Origin of the sequence: Lysinibacillus sp. FSL K6-0232, from assembly GCF_038008325.1 — a bacterium.
Taxonomy (GTDB): domain Bacteria; phylum Bacillota; class Bacilli; order Bacillales_A; family Planococcaceae; genus Lysinibacillus.
The window spans coordinates 2,919,869-2,944,947 of sequence record NZ_JBBOYW010000001.1; the positions used below are offsets into that span (position 1 = coordinate 2,919,869).

The window sequence follows — 25,079 nt, forward strand, 5'->3', positions numbered from 1 at the left end:
AAAATTATTAATTTTTTATAGTATAACGTATTCCTCTTTAAATCGCATAAAATTATTGCGAAATGTTATCTCCATTTTGTGCTATAACCTGCCATGCTTGTTGCTTCACTGTACAATGAATAGTAGTGCCCTGCTGCATCACTCCAATATAATTACCATCTGTATGGCAATCCACCTGATGCCCCTCTACAACAATATTAAAATACTGTTCTTGTAAAAAGGTAATTTCCTTAAATTTTGTATGCTTGCCAAAAAATACTGTAACAAAGGCGAATAATAACTTTATGGGAGAAATTCCATGGACAATTGTTAGATCAACAAGCCCATCATCTGCCTTAGCAGCAGGAGCAATTTTCATCCCTCCGCCAAAATAAGGCTGATTGCTCGCTGCGACAAACCATACTCGCTGAAAATGCCGTGTTTGTTCAACTGAATGTACTGTTACATTAAAACAATTAAAATGAAATAGCCCTCTTATAACAGCAACAGCGTATGAAAGCTTACCTAGCCCGACTTTATTGAGGTAAAACTTGATGCGAGATGTATTAATAGCTTTTGCTACATATGCATCAAACCCTACACCTGTATTATTAACAAAGATGTCACTTTGCCTATCGCTAGGCTCAATAATGCCAATATCCATCTTTGTACTTGCCATCGCTGTTTTCACATACGCTTCAATTTGATTAGCATTGCGAAAGATTGGAAAATAACGTGCAAAATCATTGCCAGAACCAGCACGTACAACACCGATTACAATAAACTCATTATGTACTATACCACTAACTACCTCATGGATTGTGCCATCACCACCAATAACAATGATTAGCTTTTTACTATGATGTTGCTGTGCCCAATGCTTGGCTATTTTCGTTCCATGCCCTTCATATGCTGTAAAAGCGACTTCATAGGCAATTGTTAGTTGCTGTTGAAGCTGTTGCCAAACCTTTTTTGCTCGACCATTGCCAGCAGCTTCATTCACAATAAATAAAAGCTGCATAGTTAATCCTCTGGTGATGAGTTCGTTTGCTGCCAAATATCGCGATTAAAGGATGTTGTTTGTACATTATTTAAAATGGTTTGGGCAGCGCGAATTTGCATATGCTTCATCGGTGAAGATGCTTTTCGTAAATGCTCAATCCATTCTCCGTAATTGCGGCGATCCACAAAACGTACCCCGAATGGTGAGCCGGGATAGTCAAAATAGCCATTGCGCGTTAACACAACCTTGCGAATAGGCATATTAATATGATCTTGCTTAAATAATTGTGTAAGCACTGATTCCATACGTCCTAAATTAATCGTAGGATTTAGCACTTTTGCATCCTTTGTGCCTACTTTTTTGAGCCAAAAACGATCGCTGCCGCCAACATATACAGCTTGATTTTCAGCCTCTAAAACCGTAATACAAATGCATTCAGTCGGCGACATTAGCACTACATCAAGCTCAATCGGCGCTTTTCTTATTTGTAATATCGGGTAATAAAATAACAAGTAGTTATCTGGTAATGTTTGCAATAACATGCGTAGTAAAGAATCACGCATAAAGCGAGGGTCCACATACGATTTTTCTCGTAATGTTGAGCTCGCCCATTTTATTTGAAAATGGAAAAATTGATCGATAAACATTCGTTTAAGCTCATGAATTGATTGTGGTGCATAGACAATTTTAGGCTCAAATGTTAAGGTTGTTTCCTCCTCTGGAATGATATCCTCATCACTCATCAGTTCATTTGAGATTTCTAATTGTTCTACATCCTCTGATACTTCTTTTTGACGTCCAGCAAATATTTTTTTCAAGAAAGAAAACCTTTCCTTTTCTTCGAAAACATCTGTTTCTGCCTCATTGTCGACATGTTGCCATTCGCTAATATCCTCCCCCAATTCCCACTGACGCCTAATGCGCTCCCATTGGCTTTTCTTTAGGCGGACAAATTGTGTTGGATATCTCGCTAAATCAATTTGATAGCGTGAAATATAATCTTGTAATTTCACCAATTGTGCCATGCAAGGTCACTCCATTCTTCCTTACTTTTGTTGTACTAAAAGAGGCAGTTATACTCATTACATCGACATTTGTTCTACAATGTTCAATATGTAAAATTGTTCAATTGCTGTGTTTATATTTTACCATTAAAAAGAGAACTATCCATATAGAATAGTTCCTCTTCTTTACAAGATTCTCTTATTTTGCATTTATAGCAAGCGGCAGTTTTGCCTCGAAAGCTTGCTGTAATTTACGTGTCCATTCGCCTGGAACTCCAGCACCAATTTGATGGCCATCCACATCAATGACAGGTGTAATTTCAGATGATACAGATGACACAATTATTTCATCCATTGTAAGAACATCTGCTTTTGTCATTGGCTCTTCAATAACAGGTAAATTAATTTCTTCCGCACATTTTAAAATAACTTGACGTGTAATACCATTTAAGATGAAGTTATTCGCTGGATGTGTATAAAGCTTGCCATCTTTAATGCCGTATACATTTGCGGACGAGCATTCTGTTACGATATCCCCACGATGTAAAATGGCTTCATAGCAACCTTTTTCAGCCGCCTCCTGCTTAGCAAGTACAGCCCCAAGTAAGTTTAACGATTTAATATCACAGCGTAACCAACGGATATCCTCTACAAACGTAGCCTTTACGCCTTTTTCAAAGTTTTCATATGCGCGTTCACCCGCTTTGACATTACCCGTTAATACAGCTGGAACACTTGCATCTGGGAAAACATGATTACGGGAATTAGCACCACGTGTAATTTGGAAATAAACATGCCCTGTATCTAAATTATTTTTTTCAATAAGGTCGTGTAATAATTTGTGTAACACGTCTTTTGTATAAGGAATAACAAGACGAATTTTTTCGGCGCTCGCATAGAAACGATCAATATGTTCTTGTGCTGTAAACATATTTCCGTTATATACTTTAACTACTTCATAAATACCATCACCAAACTGATAGCCTCTATCTTCTGGTGATATTGCAATAGATCCTTCTTCAACAATTTGATCATTCCATAATGAATATGCCATGTTTTGTTCATCCTTTTCGTCTTTAAATTATTTTTTTCCTGCAAGCTCAACAATTGCTTCAGCATAAATAGCTGCTGCCTTTACAAGGTTGTCAATAACGACAAATTCATCCGCACGATGCGCCACATCTGGCTCACCTGGGAATAACATACCAAATGCTACTCCTTTTTTCATCACACGTGCATACGTGCCACCGCCTGTAGATAATAAAGGTGTTGTTGTATCACCTGTTTGACGTCGGTAGATCGCTACCAATGTTTGAATAAATGGATCATCCTCACTAACATAATGTGGCTTTGAATCATCTTGAACATCAAGTGAAAAACCTTTTTCAGCAGCTAAACGTTGTGCAGCTGTTATTTTTTCATCAAATGGATATGACACAGCATAGCGCATACTAATTACCAAGCTGCCACCCTTTTGAACATCATAGCTAACAATTCCAAGATTTAATGTTGTTGGACCAGACATGGCATCCTTAAACTGTAAATCAAGCTGGCTGCCATAATGATCTTGATAAAAAACATCTGCGATAAAATCAACAAATTGTTTACTTGCTTCTGTTGTTACCTCTTGTTGTAAAAATTTTGCAAGATAAACGGCTGCATTGACACCTTTTTCAGGCTCCATTGCATGTGCCGCTTTACCTTTGATAGTTATTATATAGCGAGAGTCCTCTAATAATAAAGAGCCTTCTAGCTGATTTTTGTTCAAAAATGTTCGAAAATTCTGTTCGAATGGTACTACAACATGTTGAACGACTGCTTTTGCAAAATCAGGTACCATATTTGGGCGCTTTCCTGCATTAAATAGTAGTAGCTGTTCTTTCGCTGCATTACCAGTTTGCTGTTGAGAGAACACAAGCTCTGCAATGCCCTTCTCAGCATTAATGAGCGGGAAATCCGCATCTGGTGCAAAGCCAATTGTTGGCATTTCCTCTTTTTTAAAATAGTGGTCGACACAGCGGAATCCTGTTTCCTCATCTGTACCAATAATCATGCGTACCCTTTTTTCTAATGGAATGCCCGCATCCTTGACAAGCTTCATTGCCATCCATGCTGCAATCGTAGGACCTTTATCATCAATTGCACCACGTGCATATAATTTGCCATCCGCAACCGTGCCGCTAAATGGTGGATATGTCCAATCCACTTCATCGCCGATTGGCACAACATCAACATGGCATAAGATTCCTAACAGGTCTTCACCTGCACCCATTTCAATATGCCCAGCATAGTTATCGATATTTTTTGTTTGTAGCCCTTCATTTTGACCCTTCGCTAATAACCATTCTAGCGCTTGTAGCGGACCATCACCAAAAGGTACTTCAGTAGTAATTGTATCCTCATCGAGAACACTCCTAATTTGCACAAGCTCCTGTAGTTCTTGTATTAATTCATCTTGTCTGTCTTTTGCAGCTTGTAACCAATCCATATGATGTACCTCCTTCAATGTCATAACATTATTCTACACCTTCCAACATAGATGACAACTATCTTGCTAACAACTATTTGCAATCGCTTAGACGAACACTACCATATATAGCATGATTTACCCATCTCTCCACAAAATACAGTATAAATTTTATATTTCAATTGTAAATTTCTCTTGTATTCACTAGAAAATCAAGTAGTTTTTCTATATAATAAAGTTATCAGAATAATTGTTCTGATCATCAAATTAGAAAAGGGGATGTCTAAGGCAGCAACTTAAAAGCCTAAGTGCACTCCGCACATATTGTCGTCCGCTAGTCTTTGCCAAGAGAATTAAGATGAAGGAGTGGTTCATTTATGAAACCAACTACTGATCGAATGCTTAATCGTATTAAAGACGTGTACATGTTTATTTTAGACAAAGGAACCGTGTCTACACAGGATTTAGTCGAAGAGTTTAGTATCACTCCTCGCACTGTTCAAAGAGATTTGAACGTGTTAGCCTTTAACGATTTGGTGATGAGTCCAAGTCGAGGCAGATGGACAACGACGAAGAAAAAAGTAAAATTGACGTCTTAGTTTTATGTTACGTAAAACATTGAGTATGGAAAAGGAATGACCTTTCGTCGGGGTCATTCTTTTTTGTCGTTTTGAAAGCTGCTCAATCTTGGATTTTCTTCACTCATTTATTGGGGCTACTCACTCAATTCTGATTCTCTCCGCCCAATTATCAGCACCCGTCGCTCAATCTCAGGCTTATTCTGCACCATTTATCCTTCTTACAATCATTTTCACTATTTACAGTTGCTTTACAATCCGTTAAACTCGAAACATTCTACATCTTGAGAGGGGGATTTTCGATGAAATTATCAAAATTGTTTCATCCATTAGTATGGATTATTTTAGGTGGAACGATTTTCACACGGATTGCGAGCTTTATGGCAATGCCCTTTTTAGCAATTTATTTACATAATGAAATCCAAGCCTCTCCACTACAAATAGGATTGACCATTGGTATTGCACCACTGATTTCTACAGTTGGCGGATTTTTTGGTGGGTATTTAACAGACCGCTTTGGCCGAAAAAGTGTGATTTTACTAACAATTATTGTTTGGAGCCTTGTGTTCTTTGGCTTTGCAACGGTCCATGTTGTTTGGCTATTTATTGTATTCAATGCGCTCAATGGTCTTTGTCGCTCATTTTTCGAGCCTTCTACACAGGCTTTAATGATTGACTTTACACCTGCCGATAAACGCAAACGATTATTTTCATTGCGTTACACAGCTATTAATATTGCCGCTGTTATTGGCCCCATTATTGGTGTCTATATTTCACAATTAGCAAGCCCAAGTATTCCCTTTATGCTTACTGGTATTATGTATATTATTTATGCAATATTTTTATTTTTCGTCTTAAATCATTATCCTATGCAGCAGCAAAAGGCAGTTGTTCAAACAAAAATACTCCATACTTTCACGATTTTGTTAACAAATCGTGTGCTGCTTAGCTTTATCTTTGGTGCTATTTTAATTAATATTGGCTACTCGCAATTTGACTCTACATTGCCGCAAATTATTGAGCTAACAATTGAAGATGGCGCAAAGCTCTATTCGTTATTAATCTCACTAAATGCAGCAGTAGTGCTATTATTACAATTACCAATTAGCATTCTGTCAGAACGTTTTTCCTCATCAGCAATATTATTAGTAGGTGTTGTATTTTTTGCGGCTGGTCTTTTATTATTTGGATTTGCCAACAATTATGCACTCTATATTAGTGCAATGATTATTTTTACAATCGGTGAAATCTTCGCCTTCCCAACAATGAATGTAATGATTGATGAAATTGCACCTGAAACACAAAAGGCTACTTATTTAGGTGCTGCACAATTTAAAAATTTAGGGGGCTTTCTTGGTCCTATTATTGGCGGCTGGCTATTAAGCCATTATATGGATGCCATGTTCCCAACTATCGCCATCCTTGTACTGTTTAGCTGCTTATTTTATAAAGCCAAAAAAGTTGGTCATTAAAAAAGCTCCACTTCTATTGAATTAGTCATAGAAGTGGAGCTTTGTATTATTCTTTGGTAGCTGCAACCTCTGCATAACTAGAATATTGGTCTTTTCCAGCATGTTTGGATTGATAGAGTGCTTGATCTGCTCGCATAAATAAGCTTGTTTCTGTATCTCCGCTTTGATAAATTGCACCGCCTATACTAACGGATAAAATAGACCATTGCTTGCCCTTATATCTGGCTGCTCGTATTTGTGTTAAAATGGCGTTTGCCATTTGTTGCATATGCTGCTCTGTTGCATGATGCAGCACAATGGCAAATTCATCTCCACCAAACCTAACAACAAAGCCGCTATTTTTCACGATCTGCTTTAAAATTTTCGCGGTGTCAATTAGAATGCTATCCCCTTCTGCATGACCAAATTGATCATTGACTTGTTTAAAATTATCTAAATCAACTAACAATAGGCCTAGCATTTTCTTTTTGCGTTTTCTTATTAATTTATCAAGCTTTCTAACGTAAGCTGCTCGATTATAAACACCCGTCAACGGATCGAATGTAGCCAGCTGCATCGTTTTGGATAAAATTTTATTAATTACTAACAGCATAATAAAGGATGTTAGCAAAGCAATCGACAATGTAAACCAAAATTGCCGCGTATTTTTTTGAAGCGCCTCCAATTTTGTAAAATTCCCATACTTTACATAGACAATTCTTTTGGAGGACTCCCCTCTTACCGTTTCCGCTTCATATGGTAAAAAAAGATGTGTTTCACTAAGACCATGATCCAAGGTCTTTTGATATTCAACAGGCTTCATCATTTTTAAGGCAAGCCCAAAATATTGCTGAAACTGCTCTGATTGATCCTGTACTGTAATTCTTTTAGCTTTAGCATTATTAAAAAATATACCACCAGCATTAATTGTTTGAATATCCATTAAATCTGTGTATTTTGCTATTAAATAATTTGCGGTTTTTTCAAAATTAAAGGTTTGAAAGATTGGATCGTCCAATAAATTGATGCCAAGCTCCAATATATATTTTTTATCATGTGTGGCGAGATAACCATATTTTCGGTATTCTCCAGTAGTTGTTGAAATATCAACACCATCTGTATAAAATTCACCACTGGCACGGCGCTCATCCAATAATGCTGAGAAGCGTTGACAGCATTCAGCAAAGTTTAAGCCTAAGTCTTTGTAAAAGGTTGTATAAACGACCGTGTTAGTTTGGTCTAATATGTATATATCCATGCCGATTCTATCTTTCATTTGCTCTAGGTTCCAAGTAGCAATATTCGGATTCTCTCGATAGTAGGAAGCTAAATCTCTCAGCTCCTGCTCTAACTTATCTGAGGTATTTTGATCAAAATAAAATTGTGCCGAATCTACAGCTTGCATATCTGTTAAAATATGACTTTCAATTAAACCTCGATTAATGGCCATTTGTTTTTCGATATCCGCTACTAATATTTGCCTGTTTACATATGAAATAACAGCTACGAGTATAACCGCAAAAGCTATTAAAGATAGTAATAATTTAATACGCAGGTTTTTCATTATCATTGTCCTCTACTTATTTTCGCTATCATTTTTGGGAAACATTAGAGACTGATTGATACCATGACTATATCACCATCGCTCATTTCATATTATACCGTGACAGATGATGCACTGTATAGAAAAAATCCCTCAGTGCTATATAACTAGCACTGAGAGATTTTTATTGTGAATGTTGTAAAAGCTCTAGTTCCTCTGGCGTTAGCGCTCGATACTCACCCAATGCTAGACGATCATCTAACTTTAAGGGTCCCATCGATAATCGCTTTAAGTATGTGACATGTTTACCGACAGCTTCAAACATGCGTTTGACCTGATGAAACTTTCCTTCTTGTATTGTTAGCTCGATTTCTGATTGTTGTGCAGATGTTACAATAACAAGCTTACCTGGCTTTGTTACATAGCCATCATCTAGCTCAACGCCAGCAGCAAATTTCTCTACATCATCCGCTGTTACTACACCATCAATTTGTGCATAATAAACCTTTGGCACATGCTTTTTTGGAGATAATAGATTATGGGCTAATACACCATCATTTGTTAATAATAATAAGCCTTCTGTATCTTTATCTAAACGACCGACAGGGAAAGGTTGAAAATGCTGATGTAAAGGCTCCAATAAATCAATGACCGTTTCATCTCGTAAATCTTCTGTAGCAGAAATAACACCAGGCGGTTTATTCATCATAAAATAAACAAACTCTGTATAAATAACACGCTCTCCATATACAGTGACAATTTGTTGATCAGGATCAACATGCAATGCTGCATCCTTTACATAATTACCATCTACTGTTACAGCTTTTTGTTTTAATAGCTGTTTAACTTCCTTACGAGAGCCATAGCCCATATTTGCTAATAATTTATCTAAACGCATAATACCTCCCTATTTTATTCCAAACTTGCTTGTAATACGTGTTAATCGTTCACCTAATAGCTTTTGTGCTAATCCTAAACGTAGCGATAAGAAGCCATAGACTGCAACACCAGCACCTGCACAAATAATCGAGTATAGCAATGCTGATAATTTACTATCAACAGGCCCCATGATGACTTCCAATAGCTTATGTACAAGCAGCACATTAATCGCCATTGTTATTGTCAATAAAACAATTAATGCAACACGGCGCAGCACCAATTCAGAGCGGTAATTTAGCGTTTTACGCAGCACCCACATATTAATAAGTATGGATACACTATAGCCTATAGCTGTTGCCACAATCGCACCATCCGCCTCCAACCAACGAATTAATGGAATATTTAGCGCTAGCTTCACTAAAATCCCTGATAGTAAGCTAAAAACAATCCATTTTTGAAAGTCGATTCCTTGTAATAACGCTGCTGTTACTTGGAATAGTGCAAATAAAATAGCGACAGGTGCATAATGCGCTAAAATCGTTGCACCCATTTCACTTTCAGAATACAACATAAAGTAAATTTCATTCGCCAGTAGCGAAATACCTACGACCGCTGGCAATGTAATAAAGATTAAAATTTGATACGTTTTATCCATTGCATGACGCAGTGCTAAATATTCACCCTGTGTAAAATATTTTGTAATCGTTGGCACAAGCGCCATTGAAAACCCTGTAGCAAGCATAACTGGAATAATCACAACCTTATGGGTCATAAAGTTGATCATTGATAAGTAAGTATCTGTTACCTCAGCTAACCCAATAGATGTCATAGCGCCGTTAAATGTTAGCATATCAACTAATTGGAATAATGGATTAGCTACCCCTACAAATACCATTGGAATCGAATAGGTAATAACCTCTTTATAAATATTCGACATTGGTAGCTGTGTGGAGGTCACACTTTGACTACGCAATAAATTAAATTCAGGCTGATACTTTTTCCAATAATAATAAAGTACAGCTAAGCCGCCAATCGCGCCAATAAAGGCTGCAAACACAGCAAAGGAGATGGCTGTTTCTGGTTTTCCTTGAAAAATAACAACCACGATAAAGGAGCCTGCAAGCAGCACAACAATACGTACAATTTGCTCCACTAATTGTGAAACAGCAGTAGGTTCCATTTTATTATAACCTTGGAAGAAACCACGCCATAAGCTCATAAATGGCACAACAATCAAGGCAAAGCTTACCCAGCGAATAACGGTAGCGATTTGCTCAACAGTAAAAACCTGCTCCTTACTTTTAATAACAAGTCCTGCAATTGGTGTTGCAAGAAAAAAGAGTGCTAGAAACGCAGCAAAACCTGTTACCATCATAATAAGGATGCCCGACTTCATCAGTTTGCGGCCTGATTGATAATCACCCATTGCATTATACTTCGAAACAAATTTAGAAACAGCAATCGGCGCACCTGAAATCGCAATGGCTAGCATAATAGAGTAGGGAATGTAGGCATATTGATAAAGCGCAATATTTTGCTCACCTACAATTGCATAAAACGGAAAAATATAAATTAATCCGAGTACCTTCGATAAAAACATTCCCATTGTTAATATCGCAGTACCTTTCATTAAATTGGACATCATACCCATCCATTCATTGTAAATTCAATATTTTTATCGTCACATTTTCACATCATTTTGTGCTAAGTAAACCAACTGTAATCTTACCATAATTTCAGAAAATGGAACGCACAAATCTATGAAAAAAATTACTTAAAGTGAATCTTTAATCAGTGAAACTTTCACACGTTCCCCATTAAATGAACATTTCACCAATCTTTGTTTTGATAGGCTATGGATCCCTCGCTCAAACATTTCGGTTTTAACTTCCATTTTGAAGTAAGCCTCCCACAGCCTATTGCTGTCGCACAGAAAATATTTGTTAACACGTGATAAAAAAGCTTAAAATAATCGGTGAGGATTGTAACATCCCCACCGATTTCAGTGCCTCTCTATTACATGTCCACAAAGAACTTTTTATACCATACTAAGAATACATAGGCTGTCCAAATATAACGCGCACGATTTGCTTTACCTGTATAATGCTCATCTAAATAGCCGACTAATTGCTTTGTATCGAAAAACTCATTGGCAAAGTCAGTTGTAAACATTTCTTTAACCATATTATAATATTTCTCTTCACGTAACCAATGGCGAATCGGTACTGGGAAGCCAAGCTTCGGACGTTTTGCCCATTCCTCTGGCAATTCCTGATGTGCAGCCTGACGTAGTACATATTTTGTATCAATATCATTGACACGGTATCTTGATGGAATATTTTTCGCTAATTCCATCACTTCTTTATCTAAAAATGGTACACGTAGTTCAATCGAGTGTGCCATACTCATTTTATCTGCCTTTAATAAAATATCGCCAGGCATCCAAAGGTTTAAGTCTAAGTATTGCATTTTTGTGACATCGTCATCACCAGGCACTTCATCATAAATGCGCTTTGTAATCGACTTAACGGATGGCGCATTTTTATAATCTGGCTTTAATACATGAATAGCATCTACTTCATCCCAAACAACCGCTTCCCCAATAAAGCGCTCCTCTACTGTTTGGCCGCCTTTGACAAGGAAGTTCGTATAGGCATTTTTCGGTAGAGCTTCTGCAATACCACGTAGCTTTTTACGTAAGCCTTGTGGAAGCTTTTCATACTTTTGCATTCTGCCTGAGTTTTGATACCAAGAATAGCCACCGAAAATTTCATCAGCACCCTCACCTGATAGTACAACCGTTACATCTTTAGAGGCAAGCTCTGATAAGAAGTAAAGCGGTACAGAAGATGGATTGGACTGTGGCTCATCCATATGCCATTGAATTTTCGGTAAAGCCTCAAAGCACTCTTCTGCTGTAATATATTTACGTTCATTCTGAATATTTAATTCATCTGACAATGCCTTTGCATGATGTGTTTCATTAAACATATCCTCGTAGTCTGCAAAGCCCACTGAGAAAGATTTATCAGGGCGCAATAAAGAAGTAATATAGCTTGAGTCAATACCACCTGATAAGAATGAGCCAACTTTTACATCACTAATTTTATGTGCCTCTACAGATTCTTTCACTGTTGAACGTATATCCGCGATATATTTGTCAATTGGCGCTTCCTGTGCATGGAATTTTTTATCCCAATATTGGACAAGCTGTTTTTGACCATTTTGAATCAGCATATAGTGTGCTGGTGGCAATTTAAAAACGCCTTTAAAGAATGTTTCATCCATTGCAGAATATTGGAATGTTAAATAAGGGCGCAATGCCTTTTTATTTAATTCCTTAATAAATGAAGGATGTGGTAAAAATGATTTAATTTCCGATCCGAAAATAAATGTACCGTCTGTTGTATGCTCAGAATAATACAATGGCTTAATCCCAAAGCCATCACGAGCAATAAACTGTAAATCATTCTTTTTATCCCAAATACAGAAGGCAAACATTCCACGTAGCTTTTTCACAAAATCTACGCCATATTCTACATAACCATAAATAAGAACTTCACTATCAGATTGTGTTTTAAATGTATGACCTTTTTCAATTAGGTCTGCACGTAGCTCCTGGAAATTAAAAATTTCTCCATTAAAAACAAGCACAATATTGCCGTCTTCACTATATAATGGTTGATTCGCTACTTCTGATAAGTCAATAATACTTAATCGACGAAAACCTAATGTTACTTTATCGTCACTGTGAATACCACCGCTATCTGGTCCACGGTGAATAATTGTATTCATCATATTTTCAATTGTTTGATGATGATCAATCACATTTGTTCCATTAATATAACCAATAAATCCGCACATTCTATTTTTCACCTCATAATTTAGTGCATAACCTTTACCATAATAGCATGAAAAGACATTTATTTCATTCCGACAATCCAATTGTATAACAAAATGTTTATGTTTCACTCTACTATAAGCGACTCTTCATCTTGAGAGAAGAGATAAAAAATTATAAAGCACTTTTCTCTTATTTTCAATGCGAAAGAAGCCCTCCCTTCTATAGACTTCATGTATAATAGGAAAAGTTCCTAATTTGAACAGAAAGTGAGTTTCTAACTATGTATGATGTAATTGTAATTGGTGGCGGTCCATCTGGCTTAATGGCGGCAATTGCGGCAGGAGAGCGTAACAAGAAGGTATTATTGCTAGAAAAAGGCGCAAAGCTTGGCAAAAAGTTAGCTATTTCTGGCGGTGGGCGCTGTAATGTCACAAATCGTTTGCCTGTTGAAGAAATCGTCAAACATATCCCTGGTAACGGTCGTTTTCTTTATAGCCCGTTTACCGTTTATAATAATGAAGATATTATTACATTTTTTGAAGGGCTCGGTGTGGCATTAAAGGAAGAGGATCATGGACGTATGTTCCCTGTATCCAACCGTGCACAGGATGTTGTGGATGCACTAATCCGTCAGCTTCAACATTTACATGTCGAGGTGCGCTTGCATACAGCCGTTAATAAACTCTTAATGGATGATGAAAAAATTTTAGGTGTACGCCTTGCAGATGGCACTGAAATTCGCAGTCAGGCGGTCATTGTTGCTGTTGGTGGAAAAGCTGTACCACAAACAGGCTCAACAGGCGATGGTTACCCATGGGCAGAGCGTGCAGGTCATACTGTCACAACATTATTTCCAACAGAGGTTCCTGTTACCTCCAAAGAGGGCTTTATTCAAACACGTGAACTACAAGGGCTAGCATTACGAGATGTCGCTGTATCCGTGTTAAACAACAAAGGGAAGGTGCTTGTCACCCACCAAATGGATATGCTATTTACCCATTTCGGCTTAAGTGGTCCTGCTGTTTTACGCTGTAGTCAATTTGTTGTCAAGGAATTGATGAAAACAGGCTATGAGCCAGTCACAATGCGTATTCAAACGCTCGTGAACTATAATGAAGAAACGTGTCTGCAATACTTAAACAAGCTTATAAAGGCAGAGCCAAAAAAAGCTGTGAAAAATATTTGGAAAGGCATTGCTCCTGAACGTTGGCTATTATTTTTATGTCAACGAGCAAATATTGATGTCCAGCTAATAGGTGCTGACTTGTCCCAAGAGAAAATGCGTCAGCTAGCACGTTTACTCGTCAACTTTACATTTACAGTAAATGGCACACAATCTCTTGAGAAGGCGTTTGTCACAGGTGGTGGTGTTTCCGTCAAAGAAATTGAGCCAAAAACAATGGCTTCTAAGAAAAAAGCGGGCTTGTTCTTCTGCGGTGAAATTCTCGATATTCATGGCTATACAGGTGGCTACAATATCACCTCCGCCCTTGTAACAGGTCGCATTGCAGGTATGCATGCAGCATTATAATATAAAGAAGCGTGTCCTAAAAAGAATGGACACGCTTCTTTAGCTTTCACCTGACATATATACTTCTTCAAATGGCTGGATAATCACAAAACCTTCTCCTGAAAATGCCATTTGGATCGATTCACCACTACCACGACCAATAAATGTACGGAAGCTAATATCTGTTTTAAACTCAGGTGTTAAATTGCCTGACCATGCAACCGTTGCATGTGGGTCTGTATAGACCGTTTCCCCCGGCTTTACTAATAATGTTAATGGCTCAAAATGTGTTGTAATGGCAACTTTGCCTTTACCTTGTAATGTGACATTAAATAGGCCACCTGACATAATCCCTGCCATTTTTCGCATTAAACGTATATCCCATTCAATGCTAGGCTCAAATGCTAATAAATCATTACCGTTGACGCAAAGACTTTCATTGTTTAAATCAAAAACAGTAATTTTCTTTCCTTGGTCTGCTAAATATAGACGACCTTTTCCGCTCGCTTTCATTAATTGCGTGCCTTCACCTGTTAATGCCTTTTTAAACATTTTACCAAGCCCATGCTCCAGTACACGCTCACGTTCAAATTTAATATCACCTGTATAGGAAATCATTGCACCCATTTTAGACCAGACATCACCATTTAAATTAACCTCTAATACGCGTTCTGTTTCTAACTCAAAATAATCGTTCTCATTATCATCCTGCTGTGTTTGACGAACAAATTCATTTAAAGAAAATTTCCCCATAATAAATCCCTCCCTAATTACCTTATATACGTTCATTTTTAGAAAAAGATTCAAGTTTTTATGCTGATAGAATTGACAATCAATAATCACTGTTATATATTAGTTATTAATTGTTATATAACAATATTGATAAAAAAAGACCATATAAATGCCCCTGTAGTAGGACATCTATATAGTCTTGATGCTTATTGTGTTGTTGACACATTTCCAACATTTTGTGCCGCTGCTTTTAACGCTGCTTGTTTGCGTACGTTTGCACGTAATGTAATAGAAATAATTAAGGAAGCAGCAATTAATCCTGCAAATACATAGAAAACAGGAATATAACTACCATAAGTATTTTTAATCGTATTTACTAACAGCGGTCCAAAAATACCACCTAATGACCAAGTTGTTAATAAATAACCATGAATCACACCAAGTTGCTTCGTGCCAAATAAATCACTTGCAAATGCAGGTAAGTTTGAGAAGCCACCACCATAGCAACTAACAACTAAGAAAATAAGTGCTTGGAAAAGTATAACGTTTGTTGTATGTGGTAAAACAATAAATGTAATTAACTGTGCTGTAAAGAAAATAACAAAAACGTTTGAGCGACCAATATAGTCAGACACAGCAGCCCAGATTAAGCGGCCACCACCATTAAATAACCCCATGATGCCTACCATTGCTGCAGCTCCTGCCACTGATAGACCAACAATTTCCTGCGCCATTGGAGAAGCAACAGAAATCATCATAATACCTGCTGTTACATTTACTAAATGCATCGACCATAGCATCCAGAAATGCTTTGTTTTTACAGCTTCGCGTGCTGACATGACAGCTAAATCTTTTTTGACAACCGCTTTGCCGTTTTCAGCCGCAGCCTTCATATTTGCTGGCATATAACCAGGCTTAGGCGGTGCTATATAGGAAGCCCCTAAAATCATTAACGTGAAATAACTTGCCCCTAAAATAAAGTATGTAGTAGAAATGCCAACTGCCTCCATTAAGTTAGCTGCAACGGGTGCTGTAATAAGCGCACCTGAGCCAAATCCAAGTACAGCCATACCTGTAGCTAAACCACGGCGGTCTGGGAACCATTTTACGAGTGTCGATACAGGCGCAATATAGCCAATCCCCATACCTAATCCACTTAAAACACCATATGTTAACCAATACATTACAACCGAATCCATTGCAATCGCTACGCCTGCACCAGCTTGTCCTGCTCCAAACAGCACAGCTGCTACCATCGCAGATTTACGTGGTCCCATTTTTTCTACTAAACTACCAAATAAAGCAGCTGCAAAACCTGCAAGCCCCATCATAATTGTAAAGGCAACCGTTACGTTCGTTTCACTCCATCCCATTTCTGTAACAATCGGTAGCTTATACACACTGTATGCATAGGCTCCACCGATTGAAAGATGAATCGCAATTGCAGATAATGCAATTAACCATCTATTTTTATTCATAAATTCTCATTTCTCCCCTCTTTTGCTACTGTGAAAATTCTATGAACGTCCATGTAAAACAATTTACCATTAAGAATTATTCAAATGCAAGATGTTTTTCTAAAAAATATTATTTCTCCAAAAAGTATTTTATTTTCCAATCACTCATATCTATCATTAAAACCTAACAGCCTCTAAGTATAACGATGTTTATCTAACAAAAATTACAACATTTTTTAGATAATATTACTTTTCCACTCTATTGTATAAATTCTATGTAATTATATTAAAATAATTAATTCTGTGTATATTTTCACATACTATCACAATTTATTTATCTTCTTGTATATAAATTTTAGTGCTATTTTCTTTCATCGCGAAAATTCATCAATAAGAAATATTAGGAATAAAAGAGAATTTTAACTCACAAAGAAATAATTTTTATCATGATAAACGAACGTAAAAAAACAAAAAGAAATGATTTATCAACCTTTTAAGGGATTTGCAGGAAAATAAATTATCTCTATACTTTGTATATTCAATAATAATGAATATTTATTGTTATTTTTTTATTATTCAAATATATATATTTTTAAACAATCCGCTATAAGCAACGATATTCATATTATTAAAAATTGCTATTTAGTTAGCCGCACAAGCTTTCTTATATTGATTTGCTTATTTATGATTCTTTTCGCATTATGCGCGAAAACTGTTATACTACACAATTAAAAATAGTTCCTTTCAATCAATATTGTATTACAACAAATGATTCATTTATGTTAATTTATAATAGAACGAAATGCTTCATGTATATAAAGAGGTGATAATTTGTTTAAAGGAGTATCCAGCGTCCTATGAAAAATATTTCACTACGATTAAAAATGTTTATTTTTTCATTTATTATTGTTATTTTCTCGGTTGCCACAAGTGGAGCCATTATGATTCATAATCTTGCTGGAGCGCTTGAAAAGGAATTTGGTGCACGAGCCATCGCAATTGCAAGAACCGTATCTCAGCTGACAGATGTTCAAAACAACGTGGGAAAGCCTGCGGGTTTTACTGTTATTCAGCCCATTGCCGAGCGCATTCGCCTAACAACGGATGTAGATTATATTGTCATTATTGATATGAACCGTATTCGCTACTCACACCCTTCTGAAAAACGACTTGGCACAGTTTTTGAAGGAGGAGATGAAATCGAAGCATTTTCTCAGCATGAGTATATATCAAAGGCACGGGGTGTTTTAGGCTATTCCGTCAGAGCATTTGTACCTATTATGAATGAAGAAGGTACAAAGCAAGTGGGTGTTACTACCGTTGGACTACTTGCACCAAAATGGTATGACCTTGTTGAGGAATATCAGCTCGATATATTGATGTCCCTTTTTTGGGGATTAGCAATTGGATTAGGCGGCTCTGTATTGGTTGCCAACCATTTAAAACGACAAACCCTTAACTTAGAGCCATATGAAATAGCTCGTTTAGTGGAAGAACGCTCTGGTATTATTCAGGCAATGGATATTGGTATTTTAGCTACAGATGAACATGCAAATGTCACCTTTATTAATGGACTCGCAAGACAGTATACGCATTTCTTTGGGCATCAAATTTCAAGAAAGACTTTATTTAAAGGAACTTGGCTGGCAGAGGATATACTTCAACAGCATGAAGCTTATCGACCACTTTTAATGTTTGACCAAATGTATTTAGTACGCACCTTCCCTATACGCATTATGGAACAAAATGCTGGCTACCTTATTATGCTAACAGATCGCAAAGAAGCTAATATGTTAGCGGAGGAATTAACAGGCATTAAAATACTTGTGGATTCATTGCGTGCCCAGCAGCATGAATATATGAATCGCCTACATAGCATTGCAGGATTAATTCAATTGGAACGGGATACAGAGGCATTAAGCTTAATTATTGATGAAATAACAGATGAGGAGGAAATTATTCAAAGCTTACATGATAAGATTCACGACTATTCTATTCAAGGTTTATTACTTGGTAAATTTTCACGTGCAAAAGAGCTTGGTGTAGAGCTAACTATCGATGACAGCTCAATGCTTGTTGATTTTATCAGCGGCTTTTCCAGCGGAGATATGATAACCATTATCGGTAATTTATTGGACAATGCCATGGAAGCTTGCTTTGACCGTACACATAAAGATGTTCATCTTACATTGATTGGCAATAAGCGCCATCTATTTATTGAGGTACAAGATAGTGGAAAAGGAATTGCTGGCAGACCAGAGCGAATTTTTGAGTATGGCTTTAGTACAAAAGGAAAAAGCGGACATGGTATTGGGCTTGCTCTTGTTAAACAAATTGTTGAATCGAATAATGGAGTGATTCAGGTAGAGTCAACCGTCAACATTGGAACAATTATTACAATCGAAATAGGGGTGACTGAAGAACAATGAGTAATCTTTCCGTATTTATCGTAGAGGATGATCCAATGGTACTTGAAGTAAATAAAGTTTTTTTAACAAGATTGAACGGTTTTCAGCTTGTAGGTGAATCTGTAAATGGACATGATGCCTACCAACAAATTCTAAAAAAACAACCGAATTTGGTTTTATTAGATATGTTTTTACCAGATATGACAGGCATGGAGCTATTTTTAAAACTTCGTGCAGAGCGTATCCCCTCTGATATTATTATGATTACTGCCGCAAGAGATGCACCTACAGTACAGGAAGCACTTCGATTAGGGGCTATTGACTATCTTATTAAGCCTTTTCGCTTTGAACGATTTGAAAGAGCTCTGCAACAATATAAAAACTCTACGAAAAAGCTTCAAAGCTCACAAACATTTCGCCAAGAGGATATCGATCAATGGCTTGGTATCCAGCTTGAATCATTAGAGCTTCCAAAAGGGTTAAATGAGCTAACAATGCAGCAAATTCTTGACTATTTAACAACACACCAAACAGCCATTACTTCTGAGCAGCTTGCTCAAAATGTTGGAATGGCTAGAGTGACTGTACGAAAGTATTTAGATTTTTTAGCGACAAAGGGAACTGTAAAAATTGAATTACAGTATGGAGCAGTTGGTCGTCCAACCAAATATTATTCTATTAAATAATTAACAATCTGCCTTTTCCTAAAGCTCTATTGACAATCGCATAGGAAAAGGCAGATTCTTTTTTTATTTATTAGCATATCTGTTTTGTAACAGTTTATTAAAATAGCAAATTGTTATATACCATAAATACCAAAATGTTCATTAAAACCATAATATTGAGTATTGAATGGAATAAGCTACAATAAAAACTGTTCACATCTTATAGTATTAGGAGTGAATTTATATGTGGATCAATCGTTTAATATACATTTCTGTTAGCGTTCTCATTTTGCTGACAATTCTGCTAGTTTCATGCCAAGAAGATTTTTACCCTACTGATAATGAGCAGTTAAGTCATGAGGAACAAATCGTTATTCGATTTTCGCATGTAGTTGGTGAAAACACACCAAAAGGCATGGCAGCCTTAAAATTTGCAGAACTAATTAAAGAACGTAGTAATGGCTATATCGAAGTTCAAGTGTTTCCAAATGGTGTTCTTTATAAAGATGGCGAGGAGCTAAATGCACTATTACGTGGTGATATTCAAATGATCGCCCCTGCTATTTCAAAAATTACAACACTTGTACCGGAATGGTCTGTTATGGATTTACCTTATGCATTTCAAAATGCAGATGAAGTTCATACATATGTTGAGAGTGATGTTGGTCAAGCATTAATGGCTAAATTAAATGCCCATAATTTATTGCCAATGGGCGTGTGGGATAGTGGATTTAAGCAGCTTAGCAACAGCATTCGACCAATTAAAGCTGTGCAAGATTTAAAGGGCTTGCGTGTAAGAATTATGCCTAGTGATATTTTAGATGAACAATTTTCGATTGTTGGCGCCTATCCGAAACGTATTGATTTTAATACTGTTTTTCACCAGCTCCAAAAAGGCAATGTTGATGGTCAGGAAAATACGCTAACGAATATTACGAGCAAAAATTTATATTCGTTGCAAGACTATTTAACAATTAGTAATCATGGCTATCTTGGTTATTTACTATTAATGAACCATGAATTTTGGAACTCCCTTCCAGAGGATGTGCAAACATTATTAATTGAAACATTAGAGGACGTACAACAATACGAATGGCAGCTTGCAGAGGATTTAACAATGGAGCGGCTAGAAGAAATGGAAGCATGTAATTGTATCCAAATTCATCATCTATCTGAGAAAGAGATGGAGGAATGGGCAGCTGCCTTTGAGCCTGTCTATCACTATTACACAAATAGCTATGGCAAAAAGTATATTCAAGCACTTCCAAAAAATCAATCACAGCACTAACTTGGGTTCAAAAGGGCAACCTTTTAACTATAATCATAACATTTAGGGGGATATGTAATGAAAAAATGGCTTCTTATGACACTGATGGCTGTCCTAGTGCTTGCATTAGCAGCTTGCGGTGGCGGTGACAAAAAAGAAACCTCTGCTCCAGCAGCAGAAGGTGATGGTGGTTATACAAAGGAAAAACCACTTGTCATTAAGTTTTCACATGTAACATCAATTGATAGTGTTAAAGGAAAAGCAGCAGATGCATTTGCAAAATTAGTAGATGAAAAAACAGAAGGAAAAGTAAAAGTAGAAGTTTACCCTTCCTCTCAATTATATGGTGATAATGATGAATTAGATGCATTGGTATCTGGTAATGTTCATATGATTGCGCCTTCTGTAACAAAAATGGTAAAAATCGACCCACGTTGGCAATATGTTGATATGCCATATCTTTTTGAAGACCAAGAGCATGTTCGTAAGTTCTTTAATTCTGATTTAGCAAAAACACTTTTAGAATCTGATCAATTAGCAGCGAACGATATTAAAGGTTTAGCTTTCTGGGAAAATGGCTTTAAGCAATTTTCAAATAACAAGCATCCACTTGTGAATGTCGAAGATTTTAAAGGCTTAAAGTTCCGTGCACAGGCTGGAAAAGTGCTAGAAGCACAATTTAAAGCATTAGAGGCTGGCTCTGCCACAATCGCATTCGGTGAAACATATGCAGCATTACAGCAAGGCACAGTAGATGGTGCGGAAAATCCATTTAATAACTTTGATACACAAAAATATCAAGAGGTACAAAATTATCTTTCAGTATCTGAACATGGTCGTCTAGATTACGCGATCTTTGTGAATAAAACATTCTGGGAAAGCATCCCTGCTGATTTAGCAGGAGCAGTTGAGGAAGCTTTAGCTGAAGCAACACAACTAGCTTGGGATTTAGCAACTGAGGAAAATGAAAAATCATTTGAAAACATTAAAAACTCTGGTATTGAAGTAACGGAGCTTACTGCTGAACAAAAAGAAGCTATTAAAACTAAGCTTGAGCCAGTATATGAAGAATTTACTGATGTGATTACAGAGGAATTAATTAATGGTATCCGTGATTTAAAATAATATTCATTTTGACAATAAGAATCTGCTATATTTTCATAGATTAGCGCTGTTAATAATCAGAATATACAGAAAATAGATTGTTCCAGCCCTCCTATAAAATCTCTACAGATTCTTTTTTTATAAATCGCTTACATTCATCTTGTATAAACGGGTGCTAAGATATCGCAATAAAGCACCCGTTTTAAACTTTAACTAAAGGAGGCAACAATATGAAGGCCTTATATAAGCTTTGGGGCTACTTAGAGGAAATCCTTGCTGGTATTTTTTTTATAGCAGGTATTGTACTTATTTTTTATGGTGTCCTTATGCGTTACATATTCAATGAACCACAAGCATGGGTAGAGGAATTAGCACGTTATGCAATTATTTGGGGTACATTTTTAGGCTTTGGCTTAGCCTTAAAGCATAATCAACATATCCAAGTAGATATTTTATACGATAAATTAAAGCCTTCAATGAAGCGTCTACTAGATTTAGTGGCAACAGGCTTAAGCATTGTTTTTTGTGTTATTTACACCTATTACGGCTTTATTTTAGTGGAAAATCGTTATACATCTGGCATGGTATCACTTGATATTGGCATACCAATGTGGATTGTCTATTTAGTTTTACCACTTTCAGGTATTTTATTTTTACTAAGGTTCGTAGAAAGATTAGTGAATATTCTACGAGGAAAGGATGAAGAATATGCTAATCCTCTTACTTAGTTTCTTTTTATTACTATTTTTACGCGTACCTGTTGCGATTAGCTTAGCACTCTCAACAATTTTTGTCCTCTTCCAAGTTGATTTTAATATGAATATGGTTCCACAGCGTGTTTTCACTGCATTGGATTCCTTCCCAATGATGGCAATTCCAGGATTCGTTCTTGCTGGAGTATTGATGGCACGTGGTGGTATTTCAAAATATTTAATTGAGGCTTTACGTGCATGGATTGGACATCTTCCAGGTGGGCTTGCAGTTGTAACTATTGTTGCCTGTGCTATTTTTGCAGCGATTTCAGGTTCTTCACCTGCTACAGCCGCAGCAATCGGCTCTATTATGATTCCTGCTATGATTTCAGCAGGCTATAAAAAACGTTACTCCATGGGGCTGGTAGCTGCTGGTGGCACATTAGGGATTTTAATTCCACCAAGTGTTCCATTAATTATTTATGGGATTACATCAGAGCAATCTATTGGTGAATTATTTATGGCTGGGGTTATTCCTGGTTTAGCTTTAACGGGGATTTTAATTATTGCAGCCATCGTATATGCAAAGCGTAATGGCTTTAAAGGAGATGAGCCAGCTTCTTGGGGAGAACGTGGTCGTAAATCCTTAAAAGCAATTTGGGGTGCATTTTTACCTTTTTTAATTTTAGGAACAATTTATTCAGGAATTGTTACACCAACTGAATCAGCCGTTATTGCTGTGTTCTATGGTCTTATCGTATCATTATTTATCTATCGTGAAATGAAGCTAAAAGACTTCCGTGAAGTATTAGTAGAATCTATTAATATTACAGCGATGATTTTCTTAATTATTGGTGCGGCTTCATTATTCGGCTTATATTTAACAAATGCACAAGTACCACAGCAAGTTGGGGCATGGATTGCTGAAAGTGATATGAACAAATGGATATTTATGATTATTGTTAATATTTTATTCTTTGTAATGGGCATGTTCCTAGAGGCTGTTTCGATTATTTTAATCACTTTACCAATTCTTCTGCCGATTCTTGCACATTTTGACATTAATTTAATTCACTTTGCGATTATTATGACGATTAATATGGAATTAGGTATGATTACTCCACCAGTAGGGTTAAATCTCTTTGTTGTTAGTGGTATTGCTAAGGAGAAGCTTGGTGAGGTTGTCAAAGGCGTTATTCCATTTATTATTTTAATGATTATCTTTTTAGCATTAGTTGTGTTAATTCCACAATTATCACTATGGTTACCAGAGCAAATGAAGTAAGAGAGGTTTCTTATGGAAAATTTCACAAAAGGGTATTCCATGAAAGATCGACAATTTTGGGTAATTGTTATGAGCCTAGGTGGAGCTTCGGTATTTGTTTTTGCAGCAATGTACTCAGTACAGCCCCTGCTCCCCTTTTTTACAGAGCAATTTCAAATTTCGGTTTCCTATGCAAGCCTATCCATGTCTATGACGACGCTTTCTATTATTATTGGCTTAATCGTTTTAGGGTTTTTATCTGATCGCTATGGACGTTTACCATTTGTACGGTTTTCCATTCTTTTAACGATTATTCCTTTTCTTTTAATGCCGTTAACAGACTCATTTGCGGTTATTATTTTTTTACGATTTATTCAAGGCTTTGCTATTGCAGGCGTTCCCGCAGCAGCACTTGCCTATATTAGTGAGGAAATCCATCCACAATCAATGGGGCTGGCGACAGCGCTATATATTTCCTGCAATGCACTAGGTGGAACAATTGGGCGTTTAATGATGGGCTATCTAACAGAAAATAAATCTTGGGAGATAGCCTTTCTCTCTTTAGCCCTTTTTGGTAGTATCATTTTTATTATTGTTTGGTTAACACTTCCTAAATCAAGAAACTTTACAATCCATCGTCGTTATATCCGAGAAGATTTACATGGATTTTGGCTGCATTTAAAAAATCCCTACTTATTACTTCTTTTTGGCTTCGGCATTATTTTGCAATTATCATTTACAGGTATGTGGTCGTTTATTCCCTACTATTTAGTAGAACCACCATTTTTACTATCCTTAAAAATGATTTCCTTTATTTTTTTAGCGTATGGCTTAGGTATTATCGGCTCTCCGATTGCCAATGCCCTTGCCAATAAAGTAGGTATTGCTAAAATTAGAACAATCGGTGTGCTTTTATTAGTAGGTGGTATTTTATGTACAGTAAGCACCTCCCTTGCGCTCATTGTTGTTGGGCTTTGTATTGCCTGTTTAGGTTTTTTCACAACACATTCCCTAACATCTGCAACTGTAAGTCGAACAGCCAGCCACCAAAAGGGACTTGCCTCAAGCTTATACCTTGTTTCGTATTATATTGGTGTTGCTGCAGGAAGCAGCCTACTTAGTCCAATATGGCTACATTTTAAATGGCACGGTATCGTCATCATTACAGTTCTACTGCCTATTATTTATCTATTCTTTTTAAATTACACCTTACACAAAAAGATGCCCTAAAG

At 36.7% G+C, this 25,079-nt stretch carries 20 protein-coding genes; 10 read left to right on the forward strand and 10 right to left on the reverse strand.

Annotated features, from left to right (window positions below; genetic code table 11):
* Positions 1-52: 52 nt before the first annotated feature.
* From MHB42_RS14195 to pepV, 4 genes are all read right to left on the reverse strand, one after another.
* The gene (locus MHB42_RS14195; protein ID WP_340806978.1) at positions 53-1,000 is read right to left on the reverse strand and encodes a diacylglycerol/lipid kinase family protein; all 948 of its coding nucleotides are present in this window, start codon (positions 998-1,000) and stop codon (positions 53-55) included.
* A 2-nt stretch (positions 1,001-1,002) separates the two neighbouring features.
* Positions 1,003-2,007 carry an NERD domain-containing protein gene (locus MHB42_RS14200; RefSeq protein ID WP_340806980.1) on the reverse strand — a complete coding sequence of 335 codons (1,005 nt, stop codon included), beginning with the start codon at positions 2,005-2,007 and terminating at the stop codon, positions 1,003-1,005.
* A gap of 178 nt (positions 2,008-2,185) precedes the next feature.
* On the reverse strand, positions 2,186-3,040 hold the full coding sequence (gene dat / locus MHB42_RS14205) for a D-amino-acid transaminase (RefSeq protein WP_340806982.1): 855 nt from the start codon (positions 3,038-3,040) through the stop codon (positions 2,186-2,188).
* Positions 3,041-3,067: 27 nt separating this feature from the next.
* A complete protein-coding gene (gene pepV / locus MHB42_RS14210; RefSeq protein WP_340806984.1) occupies positions 3,068-4,474 on the reverse strand; it encodes a dipeptidase PepV in 1,407 nt (468 codons plus the stop codon).
* Between the two features lie 356 nt (positions 4,475-4,830).
* Between pepV and MHB42_RS14215 the strand changes: the two genes are divergently transcribed.
* Positions 4,831-5,052: a DeoR family transcriptional regulator gene (locus tag MHB42_RS14215; protein ID WP_053996610.1), complete on the forward strand. Its 222-nt coding sequence runs from the start codon at positions 4,831-4,833 to the stop codon at positions 5,050-5,052.
* Positions 5,053-5,333: 281 nt separating this feature from the next.
* Positions 5,334-6,503, forward strand: a complete 1,170-nt coding sequence (locus MHB42_RS14220) for an MDR family MFS transporter (protein ID WP_340806990.1) — start codon at positions 5,334-5,336, stop codon at positions 6,501-6,503.
* Positions 6,504-6,549: 46 nt separating this feature from the next.
* Here the strand turns inward: MHB42_RS14220 and MHB42_RS14225 are convergent, their stop codons facing one another.
* From MHB42_RS14225 to asnB, 4 genes are all read right to left on the reverse strand, one after another.
* A complete protein-coding gene (locus tag MHB42_RS14225) occupies positions 6,550-8,046 on the reverse strand; it encodes a GGDEF domain-containing protein (RefSeq protein WP_340806992.1) in 1,497 nt (498 codons plus the stop codon).
* Between the two features lie 163 nt (positions 8,047-8,209).
* The gene (locus tag MHB42_RS14230; RefSeq protein WP_340806993.1) at positions 8,210-8,923 is read right to left on the reverse strand and encodes a pseudouridine synthase; all 714 of its coding nucleotides are present in this window, start codon (positions 8,921-8,923) and stop codon (positions 8,210-8,212) included.
* Positions 8,924-8,932: 9 nt separating this feature from the next.
* A complete protein-coding gene (locus MHB42_RS14235) occupies positions 8,933-10,546 on the reverse strand; it encodes a putative polysaccharide biosynthesis protein (protein WP_340806995.1) in 1,614 nt (537 codons plus the stop codon).
* A gap of 374 nt (positions 10,547-10,920) precedes the next feature.
* On the reverse strand, positions 10,921-12,768 hold the full coding sequence (gene asnB / locus MHB42_RS14240) for an asparagine synthase (glutamine-hydrolyzing) (RefSeq protein WP_340808606.1): 1,848 nt from the start codon (positions 12,766-12,768) through the stop codon (positions 10,921-10,923).
* A 260-nt stretch (positions 12,769-13,028) separates the two neighbouring features.
* Between asnB and MHB42_RS14245 the strand changes: the two genes are divergently transcribed.
* On the forward strand, positions 13,029-14,279 hold the full coding sequence (locus MHB42_RS14245; RefSeq protein WP_340806996.1) for a BaiN/RdsA family NAD(P)/FAD-dependent oxidoreductase: 1,251 nt from the start codon (positions 13,029-13,031) through the stop codon (positions 14,277-14,279).
* A gap of 39 nt (positions 14,280-14,318) precedes the next feature.
* Here the strand turns inward: MHB42_RS14245 and MHB42_RS14250 are convergent, their stop codons facing one another.
* Complete coding sequence (locus tag MHB42_RS14250) at positions 14,319-15,011, reverse strand: AIM24 family protein (RefSeq protein WP_340806998.1); 693 nt, start codon at positions 15,009-15,011, stop codon at positions 14,319-14,321.
* Between the two features lie 185 nt (positions 15,012-15,196).
* Entirely contained in the window at positions 15,197-16,468 is a 1,272-nt protein-coding gene (locus MHB42_RS14255) for an L-lactate MFS transporter (protein WP_340807000.1), read from the reverse strand.
* An 836-nt stretch (positions 16,469-17,304) separates the two neighbouring features.
* Between MHB42_RS14255 and MHB42_RS14260 the strand changes: the two genes are divergently transcribed.
* From MHB42_RS14260 to MHB42_RS14290, 7 genes are all read left to right on the forward strand, one after another.
* Complete coding sequence (locus MHB42_RS14260) at positions 17,305-18,876, forward strand: sensor histidine kinase (RefSeq protein WP_340807001.1); 1,572 nt, start codon at positions 17,305-17,307, stop codon at positions 18,874-18,876.
* A complete protein-coding gene (locus tag MHB42_RS14265) occupies positions 18,873-19,541 on the forward strand; it encodes a response regulator (protein WP_340807003.1) in 669 nt (222 codons plus the stop codon). The genes MHB42_RS14260 and MHB42_RS14265 overlap by 4 nt, the downstream gene beginning before the upstream one ends.
* 223 nt (positions 19,542-19,764) lie before the next feature.
* Positions 19,765-20,808 carry a DctP family TRAP transporter solute-binding subunit gene (locus tag MHB42_RS14270; protein WP_340807004.1) on the forward strand — a complete coding sequence of 348 codons (1,044 nt, stop codon included), beginning with the start codon at positions 19,765-19,767 and terminating at the stop codon, positions 20,806-20,808.
* A gap of 57 nt (positions 20,809-20,865) precedes the next feature.
* Positions 20,866-21,912, forward strand: a complete 1,047-nt coding sequence (locus MHB42_RS14275) for a DctP family TRAP transporter solute-binding subunit (protein ID WP_340807006.1) — start codon at positions 20,866-20,868, stop codon at positions 21,910-21,912.
* Positions 21,913-22,121: 209 nt separating this feature from the next.
* Positions 22,122-22,619 carry a TRAP transporter small permease gene (locus MHB42_RS14280; RefSeq protein WP_340807007.1) on the forward strand — a complete coding sequence of 166 codons (498 nt, stop codon included), beginning with the start codon at positions 22,122-22,124 and terminating at the stop codon, positions 22,617-22,619.
* Positions 22,600-23,868, forward strand: coding sequence for a TRAP transporter large permease (locus MHB42_RS14285; RefSeq protein WP_340808607.1), 1,269 nt, complete (start codon positions 22,600-22,602; stop codon positions 23,866-23,868). Before MHB42_RS14280 ends, MHB42_RS14285 begins: the two co-directional genes overlap by 20 nt.
* 12 nt (positions 23,869-23,880) lie before the next feature.
* Positions 23,881-25,077 carry an MFS transporter gene (locus tag MHB42_RS14290; protein WP_340807008.1) on the forward strand — a complete coding sequence of 399 codons (1,197 nt, stop codon included), beginning with the start codon at positions 23,881-23,883 and terminating at the stop codon, positions 25,075-25,077.
* Positions 25,078-25,079: the final 2 nt, after the last annotated feature.